Below are 19,409 nucleotides of genomic sequence, written 5' to 3'. Positions count from 1 at the left end.
AAAAAAGAAAGCAAAGGTGTCATGATGTTGAACCAGTGTTCGGGAATATTAAACAGAACCACGGGTTCCGCCGCTTCATGCTTCGGGGGAAAGAAAAAGTGGCAATAGAATGGGGATTATTGGCAATTGCACAAAATGTTAGAAAAAAAGCAGCCTAAAAAGACTTGCTTTTGCTCTTTTTAAAAAAATGCTGGATAAATAAACATTTCTAGCCAGCAACAAAGAAATAACACATAGGATTTATTTAAATACAAAAAAGCTGCCTCATTTATTTTGAGACAGCCTCTTTCTTTTTATCCACTTTAAACTTTAAACTTTCTACTTTTAAGTTTACACTTTATACTTTCCAACCCTTTAAGTTGCTACGTAATAAATCAAGTTAACCATTATTGTTTCGGTGATACTGAAAGCCAATGCGTACAATATAAAGATCCAGATCATCTTACCGATAATACTTTTGCGGCTTCGCTGATAGAAGACCTTCAATGAACTATACATGTACCAACAGATCCAAACGATTACACCCAGCTGAATAATACTTCCCATTATACTATGCCCACCGAAAACATATTTGAGCAAAGGCGAGGTGAAAATCTGTACAATGAAGTAAGCAGTCATCCCGTGGATAGTAAAGATCAGGTGATCTAAGTAATAGATATGATTCTTACGGAAATTCAGCATAATAAAAAATGCTAAAAGTGGCATGAGTAAGAAATATTGTTTTGGGCGGTTATGTTCCAATGTTTCCTGAATTACTTCTGACTTTTGCCCGATAGAAATAGACCTCTTTTTGATCATCCGCTCAAACCAATTGTCTTTTTGCAAGAGCGGAAGATTCTTTTGCCTGATCAGGTAGGCTTCATAAGTACTATCATTCCTTTCGTCGTGAATGATACTAAGCTTGGTTATAACTTTTTTTAAGGAATCGGAATAATTAGCTTTATTGAGCTTTTTGAGGTCTGTAAGCACTATTTCCTGTTGCTTAAAATCCATTTGTTTGAATTCAGAACGATCCAGGCCTTCCTGTATGCTTCTTTTGGTTCTACTTACAATGGCAGAAGAATCACTGAAGCCAATGCGGTTGAGTCCATGCGCGGCACTATCTAAAACTTCTTTTTTTTCGGAAGATTTCACATCCACAACCTCTTTTTCCGAATGTTTTGGAGAGTAAACTACTAAGAAATAAACAATGGAAACAAAGATATACATGCTTACCGGATTGATATATCTTGCCCGCTTTCCAGCCAGATAATCAAGTGTTACCTGTCCGGGTTTAGTTAACAGGGGAGTTAAGGTCTGGAAAAACTTATTGTCGAAATGAAAGTAATGCGCAATACTGTGGCTCAAAAAGCCCCAAAAGCTTTCTTTTAATTCTAGATTGGGTTGACCGCAATCACTACAGTAATGTTTTTCTACATGCGAACCACAATTAAGACAGTTGTGTTCTTTTCTGTATTTACCTGAAGACATAGGGAGATTAATTGAGATAAGTTATTTTTTAATGGTTGATGGCTTCGATTGCTTTTTGTTCTGCTCGGGTATGTTTATGCTTAAACATCAAGGCAAAGAGTACAGTTATAATTAGTGCATAAATGGTGAAAGAGAGCCAGATGCTATGCCAGTCCTTTACGTCAATTGCGCGGCTTAAATCGCCATTGGCTAGTACATTTATGCCTTTATTGCTTAAGAAGGTTAAAAGGTGCTGATCATTGGGCTGAGAACCTACTAATTCTGCTGTTGCCTGAATATTGGTATATGCCTTGGTAAAGAATCTATCAATCATCCAACCGGACACTAAGCTTCCAAAAACGGCACCAAAACCATTGGTCATCATCATAAATAAACCCTGTGCCGATGAACGTGTTTTAGGAGTGGTTGATGTCTCTACGAATAGTGAACCTGAAATATTGAAGAAGTCGAAGGCCATTCCGTAAACAATGCAACTTAAAATAATCATCCATAACCCATCTGCAGGGTTTCCAAATGCAAATAAGCCAAATCTCAATACCCATGCCGTCATGGCGATAACCATTACTTTCTTAATTCCAAACCGCTTTAAAAAGAAGGGAATGGCCAAAATAAACAGGGTTTCTGAGATTTGAGAAATAGAAAGAATTAATGTAGATCGCTTAACTACGTATAAGTCAGCGTATTTCGGGAACATTTTAAATTCATCTAAGAAAACATCTCCATAAGCATTGGTTAGCTGTAAGGCGCCTCCTAAAAACATAGAAAAGATGAAAAATAAGGCCATTTTATAATCTGAAAATAGCTTGAATGCTTCTAAACCAAATTTTTGTACAAAAGTCGTCTTATCGCTTATTAATTTTGAGGGCTTACATGCAGGTAATGTAAAAGAATATAAGCCTAAAGCTAAGGCACTTACGCCGGCTATATAAAACTGATTTGCACTAGCCTTATTTCCTGTTAAATTGGTAATCCACATGGCTACAATAAAGCCGATAGTCCCCCATACTCTAATAGGAGGAAAATCTTTTACTACATCAAACTCACTATTTTTCAGTGTGGTGTAACTAATGGAATTACTTAATGCAATGGTTGGCATGTAAAAGCACATGGCTACCAGTATCACCCAAAAAAAGGTGTGCGGATCATTTACCTGTGGCAGATAAAACATCACTACAGCATATAACAGATGTAAAATACCGTATAGTTTCTCTGCATTTATCCATTTGTCAGCTAAAATTCCGGTGAGTGTAGGCATAAACAAGGATGCGATACCCATTGTAGAGAATATGATTCCAAAATCGGCACCTGCCCATTGTTTGGTTCCAAACCAGTAATTTGCAATTGTAATCAACCATGCAGCCCATACAAAAAATTGCATGAAGCTCATCAGAGTTAAGCGAAACTTAACGTTCATAATAATAGTTTAGTTTGATTTTTATAGTAAAAGGTTGAATATAGTACTATTTGAAAAAATACGCTAAAAATAAACCCAAATTATTTTAAACAATTTGGGTTATGATAATTTTAATCTAAATTCTGTTGGGTTTTGATCAAAAACAAGCTGTTTATTTTCAATTTCCCTAATTTATTTAGCGTTTCTTTTATTCAGCTCATCTCTTAAGCGTGCAGCCTTTTCATAAGCTTCGTCTGCAATGGCTTCTTGAAGTTTTTGTTGCAGTTCTTCTAACGACAGATCTGAGAACCCTTGCTGTTTGCTTGTCGAGCTTATACTTTCTGTATCGGGTTCCTTTGCGATGGAATCCATATTTTCTAAGAAAAGAAAATCGTTTCCTTCAATCACTATACCTGCTGAGGCCAAAATAAACTCGTATGTATAGATCATCGAGTTAAATCTAACTGCAATGGCTATGGCATCAGAAGTTCTGGCATCAATTTCATGAGTGTTTTTTCCATCACTGCAGATCAGTTTGGCATAAAATACACCATCCACCAGGTTGTAGATAATTATCTCTTGTACGGTAATATGAAAGGTTTCAGCCATTGATTTAAACAAATCATGTGTAAGTGGCCTACTGGGAGTCATTTTTTCGATCTCAATTGCAATGGCCTGCGCCTCAAACGCACCAATGATGATGGGTAAACGTCTGCGTCCATTCACTTCACCTAAAACCAATGCATATGCTCCCGATTGCGTTTGGCTGTAAGATAAACCTACAATATCTAGCTTTACTTTTTTCATATTTGCTGATGTCATGTTGAGCTTGTCGAAATATGTTTTTCCATCCTCCGACAGGCTCAGGATGACAAAATTTATCCTTTGTGTGCTTTTAAAGCTTCGATTAATTTAGGTACTACTTCAAAAGCATCACCAACAATACCATAATCGGCTACTTTAAAGAATGGTGCCTCAGGGTCTTTATTGATTACCACAATTACTTTTGATGAACTTACACCAGCCAAATGCTGGATAGCGCCAGAAATACCAATAGCAATATACAAATTAGGGCTGATAGCAATTCCGGTTTGACCAACGTGTTCTGAATGCGGTCTCCAGTCTGCATCACTAACAGGCTTAGAGCAAGCTGTTGCAGCTCCCAGTAAACCAGCTAATTCTTCAATCATGCCCCAGTTTTCTGGTCCCTTCAAACCTCTGCCAGCAGATACTACCAATTCTGCATCTGGAAGAGAAACTTTATCCGTTGCCCTAACAATATCCTTAATAACAGTTCCTAAATCTGATTGTTTAACATCTGCAGCAAAATTCTCAATGCTTGCATCCGTAGCATTTTCTTTTACGCCAAATGCATTTGGATTTAAAGCGATCACTTTAATGGCTGAAGTTAATTCGGTAATGGCAAATGCTTTTCCTGAGAATGCAGTCTTTTTAACAGAAAATTTTCCGTCTGTACTTGGCAATTCTACCGCACCATCAGCTAAGCCTGCTTTTAATTTTACAGCAATGCGGGGAGCAAGGCCTTTACCCGAAAATGAATTTGAAAGCACCACAACATCAGCGCCTTCTTTCTCTGCGGCTGCTGCAATTACACTTGCATAAGCTTGATTAACAAAGGTTTTTAACTGATCTGTGCTTACATTTAATACTTTAGCGGCACCATACTTACCTAATTCTTTTAATTCGGCTTCTGCAACGTCGCCAATAGAAATGGCAGTTAAGTTGGTTGATTTTTGATCTGCGATCGCTTTTGCATAAGAAACAGCTTCGAAAACTGATTTTTTAAATTTACCTTCGGCTTGTTCTACATATACTAATACTGACATATATTTATTTTTTTCTAACCGGAAATTTCCTCTTCTTAATGGAATAAATTATCCGATATATAAATCCTTTATTAATTGTTTCCTGTGCTAATATTTAATATCGCCCGGATGGCATTAGATTACTTTAGCTTCACTATGCAATAAGCTGATTAATTGCTCAGGCTGATCCGCAGAAATAAGTTTCACCGTACCACGTGGGGCAGGGGTTTCAAACTTAGTTACTTTCGTTACCGCTTCTATATCAACAGCTTCTACCACGTTAAGCGGTTTAGTTCTTGCACTCATGATACCTCGCATGTTTGGAATTTTAGGCTCAGCAACGCCTTCTGCACAGCTCGCAACAAATTTTCCAGATACGGTTACCACCTCTTTACCGCCTTCAATTTCTCTTTCAACAGTTGCAGAATCGCCATCTACATCTAATTTCTTAATAATAGAAATTGATGGGATATCTAAAAACTCTCCAATCATAGCCGCAACCTGGTTACCATTATAGTCGATAGACTCACGTCCTGTTAAAATGATATTGAAATCTTTATCTTTTGCATATTCTGCAATTTGCTTGGCTACGAAATAAGCATCACGAGGTGCCGCATTAACACGAACAGCATCGTCAGCACCAATAGCCAGTGCTTTTCTAATGGTTGGATCAGTAGCAGCCTCACCAACATTGATTACGGTTACTGTTCCTTTGCCACCCTCAGTTAATTCAATGGCCCTTGCCAAAGCGATTTCATCATAAGGATTAACAATATACTGTACACCTGCTGTATTGAATTCGGTATTATCGTTGGTAAAAGTTATTTTTGTCGTCGTGTCGGGCACGTTACTGATACAAACTAATATTTTCATATGTATTAGGTTTAAATATATAAGGTCTTTCTGCAAATTTAATTAAAAAAGCAAGGAAATAAAATGTCATCAACCCGTATAAGCAAGTTATTAGAATTTTTAGAATCAGAACCGAATGATCCTTTTATCCTATATGCCTTAGCCACAGAGTATAACAATGCAAACGATAAAGAGAATGCCTATTCTTTTTACCTGCAACTAACGGATAAACATCCGGATTATGTAGGAACTTACTATCATTTGGGCAAACTTTACGAAAAAGACGGAGATAAGGAGAAAGCTATTGCTATCTATCAGAAGGGAATGGAAGTGGCCAGGAGTAAAAGAGACATGCATGCATTTTCAGAGCTTCAGGGAGCCTTTAACAGTGCTTCAGGATTAGATTACGAAGACGATTAATCCTAATCATGCAAACGAAACCCATCTCTGCTAAAAAACAATTACTTTTCATCAGAAACGTTGTTTTCTTTACATTTACTTCTTTTGGTGGGGCCCAGGCACACCTGGCCTTGTTACTGAAATACTTTGTTCAATCTACCAAGTTTATCTCTGAGGAGGAACTGTTAGAGTTAAATGCGTTGGCACAGGTTTTACCTGGGCCAGCTTCCACACAAACCCTGGTTGGTATAGCCTGGAAAGTAGGAAAGCTTAAGCTGGCTATTCTTACTTTTCTGATCTGGATTTTCCCTACGGCTGCAATCATGACTTTTGCTGCAATCAGCTATGCGATGTTAGATCAAAAGCAGAAGTTTAATGATATTTTAGAGTATATGCAGCCTATTGCATTAGGGATTGTAGCTTATGGGGCTTATAAGCTGGGCGCTAAAGTGCTTAAAACCCAGGTTTCTATCTTTCTTGCTGTAGGGGCGGTAATTGCCACATTTGTATTAAAAAACGCCTATGTGTTTCCTTTGGCTATTTTAGTAGGAGGGATGATCTCCTCAGCAATTGAAACACCTAAGGAAGAAACGGAGTTGAGGGTAAAATTATTCTCTAATGTTAATCCGAAAAAGCTGATTTATTTTTTGGGAGCCTTGCTCTTATTTGCTTTGGTTGGTGCAATAATCAACAGAACTTCTCCATTTAGTTTGCCAATACGTTTGCTCGAGAATTTTTATCGTAACGGAATATTGGTTTTTGGGGGAGGGCAAGTACTTGTACCGCTGATGTATACGGAGTTTGTAGAGATGAAGCATTATTTGCATGCTTCGGGCTTTTTATCGGGCTTTGCACTACAGCAGGCCTTGCCGGGTCCAACTTTTTCGTTTACGAGTTATCTTGGTGCCTTGAGCATGAAAAATTTTGGTTACGGTTTTTGGGGACAGATTTTAGGTGGTTTAATCGGTGTAATCGGGATTAATTTACCCGGACTGATTCTGGTTCTTTTCATTGTTCCCTTTTGGGACGATCTGAAAAAAATATCCAGAATCCGCTATAGCCTTTCTGGTATCAATGCAGTAAGTGTAGGTTTTATTATTGCTGCATTTATATTGTTACTCATCCCCATGGGATTGAATTGGTTATTTCTGCTTATTATGGTGATTACTTTTTTATTATTGAATTTTACAAAGGTGAGCCCACCAGTTATTGTACTCGCAGGGATAGTAATCGGGTATCTGTTTTAGTTGGGTTGTAAGTTGCGTGTTGTGAGTTGCGTGCCTGGGGGCTTAACAATAGCCATGGGCTGTGTAATGACTGGCTACAACAACTAAATCCTAGCCGTTATAATAAAAATGCATATTTAATGCAGGTTTTTCAAGTTACATTTAGACCGATAACTTACAACCCGTAACCCATAACAAAAAAGCTGTATCATAAAGATCAATTGTCAATCCTGAGCTTATCGAAGGACCTTATTCAGCGCTATTACTGCGTTTCGACAGGCCCAAAGTTACAGATCTGAATGAAAATTTAATTTATGATACGGCCTCTTTTACTAAAACGGTGGATCGTCATCATTGTAATCGTCCATTTTAGAAGGACGTATAATTACATTTCCTTGTTTTTCAAAATCTTGTGATGGATACATACCCGCGGAAGGGCTGTCATCTGCGAATGAATTTGGAGCACTAAAATCTTCTTCCAAATCGGCAAACTTCACAAACTTACCAATAAAGCGAAGTGGAACAATACCAGTTTCACCGTTACGGTGTTTTGCGATAATTACCTCTCCAATACCTGCCTGAGATCGGCCCTGCTCATCTTCAGTAATACCATAATATTCCGGACGATACAAGAACAGTACCATATCCGCATCCTGCTCGATAGATCCCGATTCACGCAAATCGGACAACATAGGTCTTTTACCTTGTAATCCTGGTCTACTCTCTACTGCACGACTCAGCTGCGATAGTGCTAAAACCGGAACGTCTAATTCTTTAGCTACCGACTTTAAGGCTCTTGAAATACTACCGATTTCCTGCTCACGGTTACCACCACCTTTACCTTCGCCTTTACCATGCATTAACTGAAGGTAATCCACAATAACCAACTGGATATCATATTGCGCCTTTAATCTCCGGCATTTTGCTCTAAATTCAAAGATATTTAAAGCAGGGGTATCATCAATTAATAGCGGAGCTTCGGTTAACCTACCTATTTTACTATGGAGCTGTTGCCATTCCCATTCCGCTAAATTTCCTTTTCTAATTTTTTCCTGCTCAATTTCTGCTTCCCCGGCAATCAAACGATTTACAAGCTGAACTGATGACATCTCCAGGGAGAATACTACACAAGGCTTCTGAAAATCTACCGTTGCATTACGTGCACAGGTAAGTACGAATGCGGTTTTCCCCATTGCAGGACGCGCAGCAATAATTACCAAATCTTGCTTTTGCCAACCACCTGTGATACGGTCTAAGCCGGTGAAGCCCGTTGGAACACCCGTTAAACCATCTGTTTTAGTTCTTAACTCTTCAAGCGTAGCTAATGACTGTTTAATAATGTCATCCATTTTCTGAGTATCGCGACGGAGGTTGTTTTGTGCAATATCAAAAAGTCCTTTCTCAGCATGATCCAGCAAATCGAAAATATCAGTAGTATCTTCGTAAGCATTGCTGATAATATCAGTGGAAATACGGATTAACTCGCGTTGTATATATTTTTGAGAAATGATACGCGCATGGAATTCAATGTTTGCGGCAGAAGCCACGCGATTGGTTAAGTTCGTAACATAGTATGCGCCCCCAACCATTTCAAGCGCCCCCATCTGTCGAAGCTCAGTAGTTACCGTTAAGATATCAACCGGTTTTGACTTTTGAAACAACAAATGAATGGCTTCAAATATTTTTTGATGTGAATCCTGATAAAATACTTCGGGCTTTAAAATATCGATTACGGCCGACAGTGCATCCTTTTCCAGCATTAAAGCCCCAAGAACTGCCTCTTCCAAATCTAATGCCTGAGGAGGGAGTTTACCTAATGAACTTACTGAATTACTTATTCGTGCTTTTCTAGATGTAATGCTGCCTTTTCCGCCTTGTTCGTTTTCCATACTCATAGCTACAAAAGTAGTCAAAAGTTTTGCCTATTAATTTAATTAGTTACTAGCTCTTTGTTAACAAGTTGAAGCAGAATTCAATTAAAATTTTCGCCCTTTTGAAATTCTCAGAAATTTTTGAACAAATAAATGTTAATAAGCAGTTCTCCGATTATGGGTACTAGATTTATTTAAATACTTTTGCCTAACAATTTTAATACATGGATAATCACAGAAGACCGCAACGCGTAAAGGAGAATAATGAATTCGTATTTGGCATCAGAGCCGTAATTGAGGCTGTTAAAGCTGCCAGGGATATTGAAACCATATATGTTCAACGTGGCTTAGGCGGAGAATTGTTTTTAGAGTTAAAGGCACTTTTAAAGGATACATTAATACCGATCAATTCAGTTCCCATTGAAAAATTGAATCGGATGTCGCAAAAAAATCATCAGGGCGTTATCGCTGTTATATCACCGATTACCTATCAAAATATTGAAGATATCGTTCCTGCAATTTTTGAGAAAGGAGAAGTGCCATTGGTATTAGTTTTAGATAGCGTTACCGATGTTAGAAATATGGGGGCTATTGCACGTACTGCTGCATGTGTAGGTGTGCACGCCATTGTAGTTCCACTAAAAAATGCCGCTCAAATTAATGCCGATGCAATCAAAACATCAGCTGGAGCATTATTTAATATTCCAATTTGCAGACACTCCAATCTGCACAAAACCTGCCTTTTTTTACAGGAAAGCGGTTTGCAAATTGTAGCTTGTACAGAAAAAACTGAGGATTTAATTTACGCACCTGATTATACCGCACCAACCGCAATTGTTATGGGATCAGAAGATGAAGGGATTTCCAATGAACTGCTTCGGGTAGCCGATCATCTGGCTAAAATTCCCATGGCTGGAAAAATTGAGTCTTTAAACGTCTCTGTGGCCGCAGGAGTAATATTGTACGAAGCAATCAGACAGAGAACTAACTAGGGGAAGGGAAATGTAAAATGGTGGGATGGAAAATGGATATAGCGATCACTGAGTTGATCTCCACATATTCCATTTTCCATATTTCCATCTTACATTGATTTTATGTAAAATGGTTGGATGGAAAATGGCTATCGCGAGGTTATGCGCTGCATTAATTCCATTTTCCATCTCTCACACCTTACATTTACCTATATAAATTTATTACCGAATCTAGACTTCACTTCGGCTACAAATTCTTTTACTTTCTGCTCTTCATCTCTAGGACAAATCATGAGCATGTTATTGTTTTCAACCACAATGTAGTCGTGCAATCCATTGAGGATCACCAGTTTTTCTTTGGGTACATTAACCATGCAGTTAGAAGAATCAAACATGATTACTTGTTCAGAGGGGATTACGGCATTGCCAACATAGTCTTTTTCAACCATATCGTAAATTGATGCCCAGGTGCCTAAGTCTGACCAGCCAAAATCTGCAGGGAGAACATAAACATTATCTGCCTTTTCCATTATTCCAAAATCAATGGAAATATTAGTACACTGGAAATAGGCATTATTAATAAATTCCTTTTCACCAGGCGTATTTAATTCCGCTCTTCCCACATTGAAAATCTCATACATATCTGGCAAATGTTTCTCAAAAGCCATGAGGATAGATCGGGAAGACCAGATGAAAATGCCTGCATTCCACAAAAAATCTCCGCTCTGAATAAAAGATTTGGCCAGCTCTAAATTGGGCTTTTCAGTAAAAGTTTTTACTTTATGGAGGTCCGGGTCGGTATTTAATACGTATTCTGTATGCTGAATGTATCCATAGCCGGTATCAGGCCTGTTGGGCTTAATTCCTAAAGTAATGAGGCAATCATTTTTAGATGCCGCTTCTAAAGACTGGTTAATAGAAGCAATAAATCCATCCAAATCTGCAATGGTATGGTCGGATGGTGCTACAACAATTGTGGCATCAGGATTTAACTGCGCAATCTTTAAACTGCCATAAGCAATACATGGCGCTGTATTGCGCATTAAAGGCTCTGCTAATATCTGGTTATCACTTAATTGGGGAAGCTGCTCCTTAACCTTATCTGTATAAATTTCATTGGTAATGATAAATATATTCTCTGGCCTGCAAATCTTCAGGAATCTATCGTAGGTACTTTGGATCAATGTTTTTCCTACACCAAAAAAATCGATGAATTGCTTAGGATAATCAGTTCGGCTAACTGGCCAAAAACGGCTGCCTATGCCGCCAGCCATAATCAAGGCATAAAAGTCTTTGTTCATTATATAATTAAAATTTACACTATACCTTCATTAAACAGGTCGTGTAAGTGGATGATGCCAAAGTAAGTATTTTGTTCTAAAACCAGCAATTGTGTGATGTTATTTTGCTTAATAATATCTAAAGCATCTACTGCCAAAGCATCATGCTGTATGCTTTTTGGGTTTTGTCCCATTATATCCTTAGCCATTAAATGCTCAATATCAGTATAATGCTCCAACATCCTTCTGATGTCACCGTCTGTTACAATACCGATTACCTTATTCTTGTTGTCTATAACAGCAACTGCACCCAAACGGTTTTTGCTAATTTCAATCAACACTTCCTTTACCGAAGCTTCAGGTTTAATAGATGGCTTTTCGTTAGACAATGCTAAGTCTCTGGCCTTTAAATATAGCTTTTTTCCTAAGGATCCACCAGGATGATACTTGGCAAAATCGGACTCGTTAAATTCCCTGCACTCTAACAAACACACTGCAAGTGCATCTCCCAGGGCAAGTTGGGCTGTGGTACTGGTGGTGGGTGCTAAATTGTGTGGGCAAGCTTCTTTCTCTACCGTAGTGTTTAGAATTAAGTCAGACTGGTCGGCTAAAAAGGAGTTGATATCTCCAACCATTCCAATTAAGGTATTTCCAGCTGTTTTGAGAAGTGGGGTAAGAACCTTAATCTCCGGTGTATTTCCACTCTTGGAAAGGCAAATTACCACATCATGAATTTGAATCATTCCTAAATCACCATGAATGGCATCTGCCGCATGCATGAAAATTGCAGGTGTTCCGGTTGAGTTGAATGTAGCTACAATTTTTTGAGCGATAATGGCACTTTTACCAATTCCAGTTACAATTACCCTCCCTTTGCATTCTAAAATAGTGGATACCACTTTTTCAAAATCATCGTTAAGGTTTTTTGCAACATTTAAAATTGAAGCGGCCTCAAGCTCTAATGTGCTTCTGGCTGATTGGATAATTGATTTTTTACTTTTCAAAGAGAAAAAAATTGCTGGTTAATACTTGAAATTCTTGTAAAATTATGTTATTTTGGATACAAAAATAGCATCGCATATTTTATTACACAAAATGGACGTGAAAAAGTCGTTATTTGATAACCTGCAAAATTTCTTTGGGTTTGATAATTTCAAAGGTGATCAGGAGTCGATCATTACAAATATTTTAGAAGGCAATAATACATTTGTGATTATGCCAACAGGCGGGGGGAAGTCTATTTGCTACCAACTGCCCGCATTAATGAGTGAAGGAACAGCAATTGTAATTTCACCCTTAATTGCATTAATGAAAAACCAGGTGGATCAATTGAGAGCATTTGGTGGAAATGACAGTATAGCCCATTTCCTGAATTCTTCTTTAAATAAATCGGAAATTACACAAGTTAAAACCGATCTTTTAAGTGGACAAACGAAATTACTCTACGTAGCACCAGAATCTTTAGCCAAACAAGATAACATCGATTTTTTAAATCTGATAAAGATTTCTTTTGTTGCTGTTGATGAGGCGCATTGTATTTCAGAATGGGGACATGACTTTAGACCGGAATACCGTAAAATAAGACAGGTAATAGGAGGCTTAGGTAATAATATTCCAATTATTGCTTTAACTGCTACAGCTACTCCAAAAGTTCAGCAAGACATTATTAAAAACCTGGGGATGAGTGATGCGACTTTGTTTAAGTCCTCATTTAATCGCCCCAACTTATTTTATGAAATCCGCCCGAAAAGGGATATTACAAAGGAGATCATCAAATATATCAAATCCAATACAGGTAAATCTGGGATTATTTATTGCTTAAGCCGGAAAAAAGTAGAAGAGGTTGCCGAAAATTTAAACCTGAATGGTATAAAGGCGCTTCCTTATCATGCCGGATTAGATCCAAAGGTAAGAGCAGATACTCAGGATAAATTCTTAATGGAAGATGCTGAAGTAATTGTGGCTACCATTGCTTTCGGTATGGGTATTGATAAACCGGATGTTCGATTTGTAATCCACCATGATGTACCCAAAAGTATGGAAGGATATTACCAGGAAACCGGACGTGCAGGCAGAGATGGTGGAGAAGGCGTTTGTATTGCTTTCTACTCACAGAAGGACGTAGACAAGCTGGCTAAGTTTATGAAAGATAAACCTGTTTCTGAAAGAGAGATAGGTACACAGATATTAAAGGAAGTAATCGATTATGCCGAATCTGCTGTTTGCAGGCGAAAACAGATTCTACATTACTTTGGCGAAAATTTTAATGAAACGGGCTGTAATTGCATGTGCGACAATTGCAAAAAGACTAAAAAGCAATTTGATGCCGAAGAACAATTATCTACACTATTAAAATTTGTAGAGAAAACAGGAGAGAAGTTTGACGATACTCACTTACTCAATGTATTCTTAGGTCTGGAAACAGCACAAACAATAGCTTACGAGCACAGTAAAGTACCTGAATTTGGAGCGGGAAAGCAAGAGGGTGAATTGATGTGGAAATCTATTCTCCGCCAGGCCGTATTAAATAATTTCTTATTTAAAGATATTGATAATTATGGCTTGCTGAAGTTGACTAAACATGGAAAAGATTTTATTGTTAATCCGTACAGCTTAAAATTTGTACTCAATGAGCCTATTGAAACGGGTGCCGATGAAGATGATGACGAAGTAAAGCAGGGACCTGGAGCTTTGGATACGCAGCTTTTGCAACTGCTTAAAGATCTTCGTAAGAAAATTGCCAAACAAAAGAATGTTCCTCCTTTTGTAGTATTTCAAGATCCTTCGCTAGAAGAAATGTGTACACATTATCCAATAGCTATGGAAGAGCTTCGCCAGATTTCTGGTGTAGGTTCTGGAAAAGCCATGAAATTTGGAGGACCTTTTATCGAACTGATTAAAAAGTACGTAGAGGATAATGATATTGAACGTCCTATTGATCTGATTATTAAGACGCAGGCTAATAAGTCGCAGATGAAAGTATCGATCATTCAAAATATTGATAGACAAATCGGACTGGAAGATATAGCAGACTCGAAGGGAATTACCTATGAGGAAATTCTTAAAGAAGTAGAATCCATCGTAAATTCCGGCACCAAGTTAAATCTCAATTATTTTATTGACGAAGTAATTGATGATGATAGACAGGACGAGGTTTTCGACTACTTTAGAGCAGCGGAGAGCGATTCTATTGATGACGCGCTCAATGAGCTGGGTGAAACCGATTATACCCGGGAAGAAATTCAGTTGATGAGAATTAAATTCATGTCAGAGCTGGGAAACTAGCTGATATGTAAGATGGTGAATGTTAGTCGGTATAAACCCCGACTTAGATACTCGGCTTTAAATTAGAGTATTTATCATAATCATCTTACATTTTTCATTTTAAAACCTTTTTACATAAACAATTAGATGCTTAATTATTTAGATAAGTTAAAAAATAAAGATTCGGGTAATTTCTTTTTAATGGCAGGACCATGCGCCATAGAAGGAGAAGAAATTGCACTCAGAATTGCAGAAAAAATTATTAAAATTACCGATAAGCTTCAAATTCCTTACATTTTCAAGGGCTCTTACAGAAAGGCTAATAGAAGTAAAGGCAGTTCATTTACTGGTATTGGTGACGAAAGAGCCTTAAAAATTTTAGAAAAGATAGGTAAAGAGTTTGGGGTTTCAACGGTAACAGACATTCATGAAAGTGACGAAGCAGCAATGGCCGCGGCTTATGTGGATGTGCTGCAAATACCAGCTTTCCTATGCAGGCAAACCGATCTTTTGGTTGCAGCAGCGCAAACCGGTAAGGTAGTAAATGTAAAAAAAGGCCAGTTTCTTTCTGCAGGATCAATGAAGTTTGCTGTAGAGAAAATCGTCGAAGCTGGGAATGATAAAGTAATTTTAACTGATCGGGGTAATACCTTTGGCTATCAGGATTTAATAGTCGACTACCGCGGTTTACCTGAAATGCAAAGTTTTGGAGTACCTGTAGTAATGGATTGTACGCATTCACTACAACAACCTAATCAAAGTAGCGGTGTTACTGGTGGTAAGCCAGAGTTAATTTCTACTATCGCAAAGGCCGCTATTGCTGTTGGGGCAGATGGTTTGTTCATTGAAACACATCCTGATCCTGCAAATGCTAAGTCTGACGGTGCTAATATGCTTCATTTAGATTTACTCGAAGACACTTTAACCAGATTAGTTAAAATCAGACAGGCTATTCTTTAATTTTGAGCAAACCAGTTACCTTTTTATCAGCCGAATGGCGCAAATTGGCATTCGCCAATTATGCTGTTGACAAAGATATTCTAACAAAATATTTGCCACCTCATACTGAACTGGATGATTGGAATGGCAAATATTTTGTAAGCCTTGTGGGTTTCATGTTTGTTGATGTAAAACTAAAAGGTTTCAATATTCCCTTTCATACTACTTTTGAAGAAGTAAACTTAAGGTTTTACGTTAAGTTCAAAGATCAGGGAGGCTGGAAAAGAGGAGTTGTATTTATCAAGGAATTCGTGCCGAAACCTGCTATAACTTTTGTAGCGAATAACATTTACAAGGAAAATTATCAAACCTTACCGATGAAGCACGTCTGGATTGAGCAGGTGCATCAATTGGAGGTTGATTATTTTTGGAAGAATAACGCCTGGAACAAATTTTCTATTACGGCTGATTCAAAATTGAAGGAAATTGAGGTTGGCAGTGAAGAGGAATTTATAACAGAGCACTATTGGGGCTATACCAAGCTCAATGAAAAAGTATCTTCAGAATATGGTGTAGAACACCCTCGCTGGCAGGTATATCCGGTAAAGGATTATCAAATAACAGTTGATTTTGAAGCAAATTATGGAGCTGATTTTGGCTTTTTAAGTCTGGCTAAACCTGATTCAGTAATGCTTGCTGAAGGTTCTGAAATTAGGGTTTTAAAAGGAAAAAGGGTAACTGGATAATCTCATAATTTCGTTCTATTTGAGGTCAGTTCTAGAATCCCGTCTTGCTGAATTTATTTAAGCATCTTTACTGTAATTGCGTGGCCGTAAAGAATTGGAGAGCTACGAAGTAAATAAATTCAGGGTGACGTATTGCGTAAGAGATCCCCTAAAAATCCGATCATAAACCCCGTGTTGCTCGAGATTCCGTCTTGCTGAATTTATTTAAGCATCTTTACTGTAATTGCTTGTTCCGTAATGAATTGGAGAGCTACGAAGTACAGCTCAGGAATGACAACCGCTCATTCATAACCTCACTTTTTATTCCTTGATATCTTCAAAACACTTTTAATGTGCCTCGCAATTTTCATGCTATTTCTATCTGCACCAGTTTCTATACACCGCCTAACACCTTCTCCGCATTTAGCACATTTACCCTTTAATATAATGTCATTGGTATTATCCAGGTACGACTTATAATTTACGATCGTAGTGGTATCCCCACAATTGCCGCAATAGCAGTTATCCAGGATCATACTAAAATATTGATAATCATTAGCCATGATTAACTCTACATCAAAATCCTCGATTTCCACTTCCATAGCTTAAATTTTAGTAATTACAAATGAAGTTCTGCGGTTATTCTTTCTTCCCAATTCTGTTTTATTATCAGCAATTGGTTTACTTGCACCAAAGCCTTTAAAAGTCAAACGATTTGCTGCAATTTCATGCTTAATCAAATATTCGTAAACAGCATTGGCCCTGTTTAAGGAAAGTTTTTCATTTAATTTATCGTCGCCCACATTATCTGTATGACCTTGAATCTCTATGGTTACTTTTCCGTTTTCATTTAAAAAGTTAATCAATAATTCTAATTCTCGTATGGATGCAGGGAGCAGATTAAATTCATTAGTGTCAAAGAATATATTTTTGAGCGTTACATTGGCACCGTTTTTTATCTTCTCCATAGATACATCAATTTGATAGGGCTTGCTCACATCTGTTGTTTTGGGCTCGAAATTCTCCGAATAAAACAGATAACCTTCTGCATTTACGTTAAACAGATAATTCCCTCCAACAGGCATAACCGCTAGAAATTCTCCAGTTTCTGCATCTGTATAATCGTCAAAAACTGTTTTATTGCTTTTCAGATCAACCACCTGAACATTACTTTCAATGGTCTTTTTGGTATCCCGATCTCTCACGATTCCTTTTACATAGGTCACTTTTAAAGGCTTAACTTCTGCAGGAATTCCAAAACTATAAATATCCTGCTTTCCGAAACCTCCACTCAGGTTACTCGAAAAAAGCCCTAAATTTCCATCTGCACTTACAATAAGCCCACTCTCATCTTCAAAAGAATTGATGGGGTATCCAATGTTTATTGGCTTTTGCCATTTTCCTGCATCATCCATGCGGCTGTAGTAGATGTCCTTGTTACCAAAGCCTGGCCAGCCATTGGAAGCGAAATACAGAGTTTTGCCATCTGCATGAAGGAAAGGCGTATTTTCATCAAAAGGTGTATTAATATCAGGCCCTAAATTAATCGCTGGTCCCCACTTAGCATCGTCTGTAATGGTACTTTTCCAGATATCATACCCACCAGATCCGCCCGGCCTGTTGCTGATAAAATAGAGTGTTCTACCGTCAGGACTAATAGTGGGTTGCGATTCCCAAAATTCAGAATTTACGGGAGCACCAACATTGTAAGGTTCACCCCAGTCGTTACCTTCCCGATGGGAAACATAAATATCACATCTTCCTAATCCATCTGGGCGATTACACCCGGTAAAGAAGAGGTATTTGCCATCAGGAGAAATCGTTTGAGCACCTTCGTTGTATCGGGGGGTATTAATTTTGGAGGAAAGGGGAACGGCAGTACTCCAAAGCTTGTCTTTAAAATGAGACATCCAGAAATCTTCATTTTCATTAATTTGCCTGGTAAAAATCAACGTTTCGCCATCAGCTGTAAGTGCTGGAAAGTATTCTGCATCTGTTGTATTCACGCCTGAGCCTAAATTCTGTGGCAGGTACTTAACAGGCTTTTTTATCGCTTCAATGGCAAAATCACAGTCTGAAAGATACTTTTTTGCTTTACTTAACCTATCAGGTGATTTTTCTAAAGATAAGAACTCTTGAAAATGAAGTTTTGCATTGGTATATTCACTTATCGCAAACTCAGTTTCCGCCAAATAGTATTTCACTAAAGGTTTCACATTTGAATTGATCGCTATCGCCTTTTGATAAGATTCACGAGCTGATGAATACTTTTTTTGCATCCGATAGGCATCAGCCAGCAAAACAAACGCATCCTGAAATTTCGGATCGATAACAATAGCTTCCTCTAATGTAGCTGTTGCTGCTGCATAATCTTCCTTTTGAACTAAAGCATTTGCTTTATCAAATAAGTTTAGAGCCTTTTTGTTAGTAGAACCTTGTCCGAAGCTGAGCAACGAAAAGCTGGTCAATAAAAAGAATAAACAATACTTCATTACAATAGCTAAAGTTATATTAGCTAATGTAAACTATTTAAGGAATATTTAAAAACTTATGTGTCTGCAATGAGATCTCCCATTTTGGATTAGCCATTACGTAGTCAATGATCATTGGTGTAATTTCCTTAGATTTAGACCATTCTGGCTGAAGGTATAATTTGCAGGTAGGTGAAACCATTGCAGCGTATTCTTCTGCCCATTTGAAATCACTTTTGTTAAAAACGATAACCTTTAGTTCATTGGCAAAAGGGGTAATGTCTGGGCGAGGGGCTTTAAATTTCTTTGGCGATAGGCAAATCCAATCCCAGTGGCCAGATAGTGGATAAGCTCCCGAAGTTTCGATAAAGGTAAGAATGCCACGCTCTTTGAGTTTAAGCGTTAAATAATCCAGATTATAGATAAGCGGCTCCCCACCTGTAATCACTACCGCTTTTCCCGGGAATTGATCAGCATTCTCTACAATGACATCAGAAGGCGTTAATGGATGCATTTCAGCATCCCAGCTTTCCTTTACATCACACCAATGGCAACCTACATCGCATCCTCCCAGGCGAATAAAATATGCTGCTTTACCTGTGTTAAATCCTTCACCTTGAATAGTATAGAACTCTTCCATTAGTGGAAGTAATGTGCCGTCTTCTGGAATTTGCTGTTTCATTTTTGAGGTTGCAAATATCCTAAAAAAATATGGTCAAAAT

The 19,409-nt window shown here is 37.9% G+C and carries 18 protein-coding genes; 7 read left to right on the top strand and 11 right to left on the bottom strand.

What is annotated here, in order from left to right:
- Positions 1 to 158: transposase (locus BMX11_RS14275; RefSeq protein WP_139180193.1), on the top strand; the 158-nt coding region annotated here is incomplete at its 5' end.
- 196 nt (positions 159 to 354) lie between these two features.
- Here the strand turns inward: BMX11_RS14275 and BMX11_RS14270 are convergent.
- The 5 genes from BMX11_RS14270 to BMX11_RS14250 form a co-directional block, all read right to left on the bottom strand.
- Positions 355 to 1,470, bottom strand: a complete 1,116-nt coding sequence (locus tag BMX11_RS14270; protein ID WP_090885390.1) for a DUF3667 domain-containing protein — start codon at positions 1,468 to 1,470, stop codon at positions 355 to 357.
- Between the two features lie 28 nt (positions 1,471 to 1,498).
- A complete protein-coding gene (locus BMX11_RS14265; RefSeq protein ID WP_090885388.1) occupies positions 1,499 to 2,884 on the bottom strand; it encodes a nucleoside permease in 1,386 nt (461 codons plus the stop codon).
- A 171-nt stretch (positions 2,885 to 3,055) separates the two neighbouring features.
- Positions 3,056 to 3,670: a bifunctional nuclease family protein gene (locus tag BMX11_RS14260; RefSeq protein ID WP_090885386.1), complete on the bottom strand. Its 615-nt coding sequence runs from the start codon at positions 3,668 to 3,670 to the stop codon at positions 3,056 to 3,058.
- A gap of 71 nt (positions 3,671 to 3,741) precedes the next feature.
- On the bottom strand, positions 3,742 to 4,710 hold the full coding sequence (locus BMX11_RS14255; protein ID WP_090885384.1) for an electron transfer flavoprotein subunit alpha/FixB family protein: 969 nt from the start codon (positions 4,708 to 4,710) through the stop codon (positions 3,742 to 3,744).
- A gap of 114 nt (positions 4,711 to 4,824) precedes the next feature.
- Positions 4,825 to 5,562: an electron transfer flavoprotein subunit beta/FixA family protein gene (locus BMX11_RS14250; protein WP_090885381.1), complete on the bottom strand. Its 738-nt coding sequence runs from the start codon at positions 5,560 to 5,562 to the stop codon at positions 4,825 to 4,827.
- Between the two features lie 63 nt (positions 5,563 to 5,625).
- Here BMX11_RS14250 and BMX11_RS14245 point away from each other — a divergent pair, with 63 nt between their 5' ends.
- The gene (locus BMX11_RS14245) at positions 5,626 to 5,961 is read left to right on the top strand and encodes a tetratricopeptide repeat protein (RefSeq protein WP_090885380.1); all 336 of its coding nucleotides are present in this window, start codon (positions 5,626 to 5,628) and stop codon (positions 5,959 to 5,961) included.
- Between the two features lie 8 nt (positions 5,962 to 5,969).
- Positions 5,970 to 7,187, top strand: coding sequence for a chromate efflux transporter (gene chrA / locus BMX11_RS14240; RefSeq protein ID WP_090885378.1), 1,218 nt, complete (start codon positions 5,970 to 5,972; stop codon positions 7,185 to 7,187).
- Between the two features lie 311 nt (positions 7,188 to 7,498).
- On the opposite strand, the gene dnaB is transcribed toward chrA, so the two are convergent.
- Complete coding sequence (gene dnaB, locus BMX11_RS14235; protein ID WP_090885376.1) at positions 7,499 to 9,061, bottom strand: replicative DNA helicase; 1,563 nt, start codon at positions 9,059 to 9,061, stop codon at positions 7,499 to 7,501.
- Between the two features lie 200 nt (positions 9,062 to 9,261).
- Between dnaB and rlmB the strand changes: the two genes are divergently transcribed.
- Positions 9,262 to 10,029 (top strand): 23S rRNA (guanosine(2251)-2'-O)-methyltransferase RlmB, encoded by a 768-nt coding sequence (rlmB, locus tag BMX11_RS14230; protein WP_090885374.1) that lies wholly within the window; start codon positions 9,262 to 9,264, stop codon positions 10,027 to 10,029.
- A 188-nt stretch (positions 10,030 to 10,217) separates the two neighbouring features.
- Here the strand turns inward: rlmB and BMX11_RS14225 are convergent, their stop codons facing one another.
- Together BMX11_RS14225 and BMX11_RS14220 are read right to left on the bottom strand one after the other, a co-directional pair.
- Positions 10,218 to 11,309, bottom strand: coding sequence for a mannose-1-phosphate guanylyltransferase (locus BMX11_RS14225; protein WP_090885372.1), 1,092 nt, complete (start codon positions 11,307 to 11,309; stop codon positions 10,218 to 10,220).
- 14 nt (positions 11,310 to 11,323) lie between these two features.
- Positions 11,324 to 12,292 carry a KpsF/GutQ family sugar-phosphate isomerase gene (locus BMX11_RS14220; protein ID WP_090885370.1) on the bottom strand — a complete coding sequence of 323 codons (969 nt, stop codon included), beginning with the start codon at positions 12,290 to 12,292 and terminating at the stop codon, positions 11,324 to 11,326.
- A gap of 91 nt (positions 12,293 to 12,383) precedes the next feature.
- Here BMX11_RS14220 and recQ point away from each other — a divergent pair, with 91 nt between their 5' ends.
- From recQ to BMX11_RS14205, 3 genes are all read left to right on the top strand, one after another.
- Positions 12,384 to 14,573, top strand: coding sequence for a DNA helicase RecQ (gene recQ / locus BMX11_RS14215; RefSeq protein ID WP_090885367.1), 2,190 nt, complete (start codon positions 12,384 to 12,386; stop codon positions 14,571 to 14,573).
- 126 nt (positions 14,574 to 14,699) lie between these two features.
- The gene (gene kdsA, locus BMX11_RS14210) at positions 14,700 to 15,512 is read left to right on the top strand and encodes a 3-deoxy-8-phosphooctulonate synthase (RefSeq protein ID WP_090885365.1); all 813 of its coding nucleotides are present in this window, start codon (positions 14,700 to 14,702) and stop codon (positions 15,510 to 15,512) included.
- 2 nt (positions 15,513 to 15,514) lie between these two features.
- Positions 15,515 to 16,237: a YqjF family protein gene (locus BMX11_RS14205; RefSeq protein ID WP_217643842.1), complete on the top strand. Its 723-nt coding sequence runs from the start codon at positions 15,515 to 15,517 to the stop codon at positions 16,235 to 16,237.
- A 293-nt stretch (positions 16,238 to 16,530) separates the two neighbouring features.
- Here BMX11_RS14205 and BMX11_RS14200 read toward each other — a convergent pair whose 3' ends face one another.
- The 3 genes from BMX11_RS14200 to BMX11_RS14190 are packed head-to-tail and all read right to left on the bottom strand — an operon-like array spanning position 16,531 to position 19,369.
- Positions 16,531 to 16,818 (bottom strand): hypothetical protein, encoded by a 288-nt coding sequence (locus BMX11_RS14200; RefSeq protein ID WP_090885361.1) that lies wholly within the window; start codon positions 16,816 to 16,818, stop codon positions 16,531 to 16,533.
- Positions 16,819 to 16,821: 3 nt separating this feature from the next.
- A complete protein-coding gene (locus BMX11_RS14195; RefSeq protein WP_090885359.1) occupies positions 16,822 to 18,708 on the bottom strand; it encodes an OmpA family protein in 1,887 nt (628 codons plus the stop codon).
- Between the two features lie 37 nt (positions 18,709 to 18,745).
- On the bottom strand, positions 18,746 to 19,369 hold the full coding sequence (locus BMX11_RS14190; protein WP_090885357.1) for a 7-carboxy-7-deazaguanine synthase QueE: 624 nt from the start codon (positions 19,367 to 19,369) through the stop codon (positions 18,746 to 18,748).
- Positions 19,370 to 19,409 lie beyond the last annotated feature (40 nt).

The sequence above is a fragment of the Pedobacter rhizosphaerae genome (assembly GCF_900111155.1).
Lineage (GTDB): Bacteria > Bacteroidota > Bacteroidia > Sphingobacteriales > Sphingobacteriaceae > Pedobacter > Pedobacter rhizosphaerae.
The sequence above is the reverse complement of the archived record's forward strand: the minus strand, read 5'-3'. Positions and strand labels throughout refer to the sequence as shown.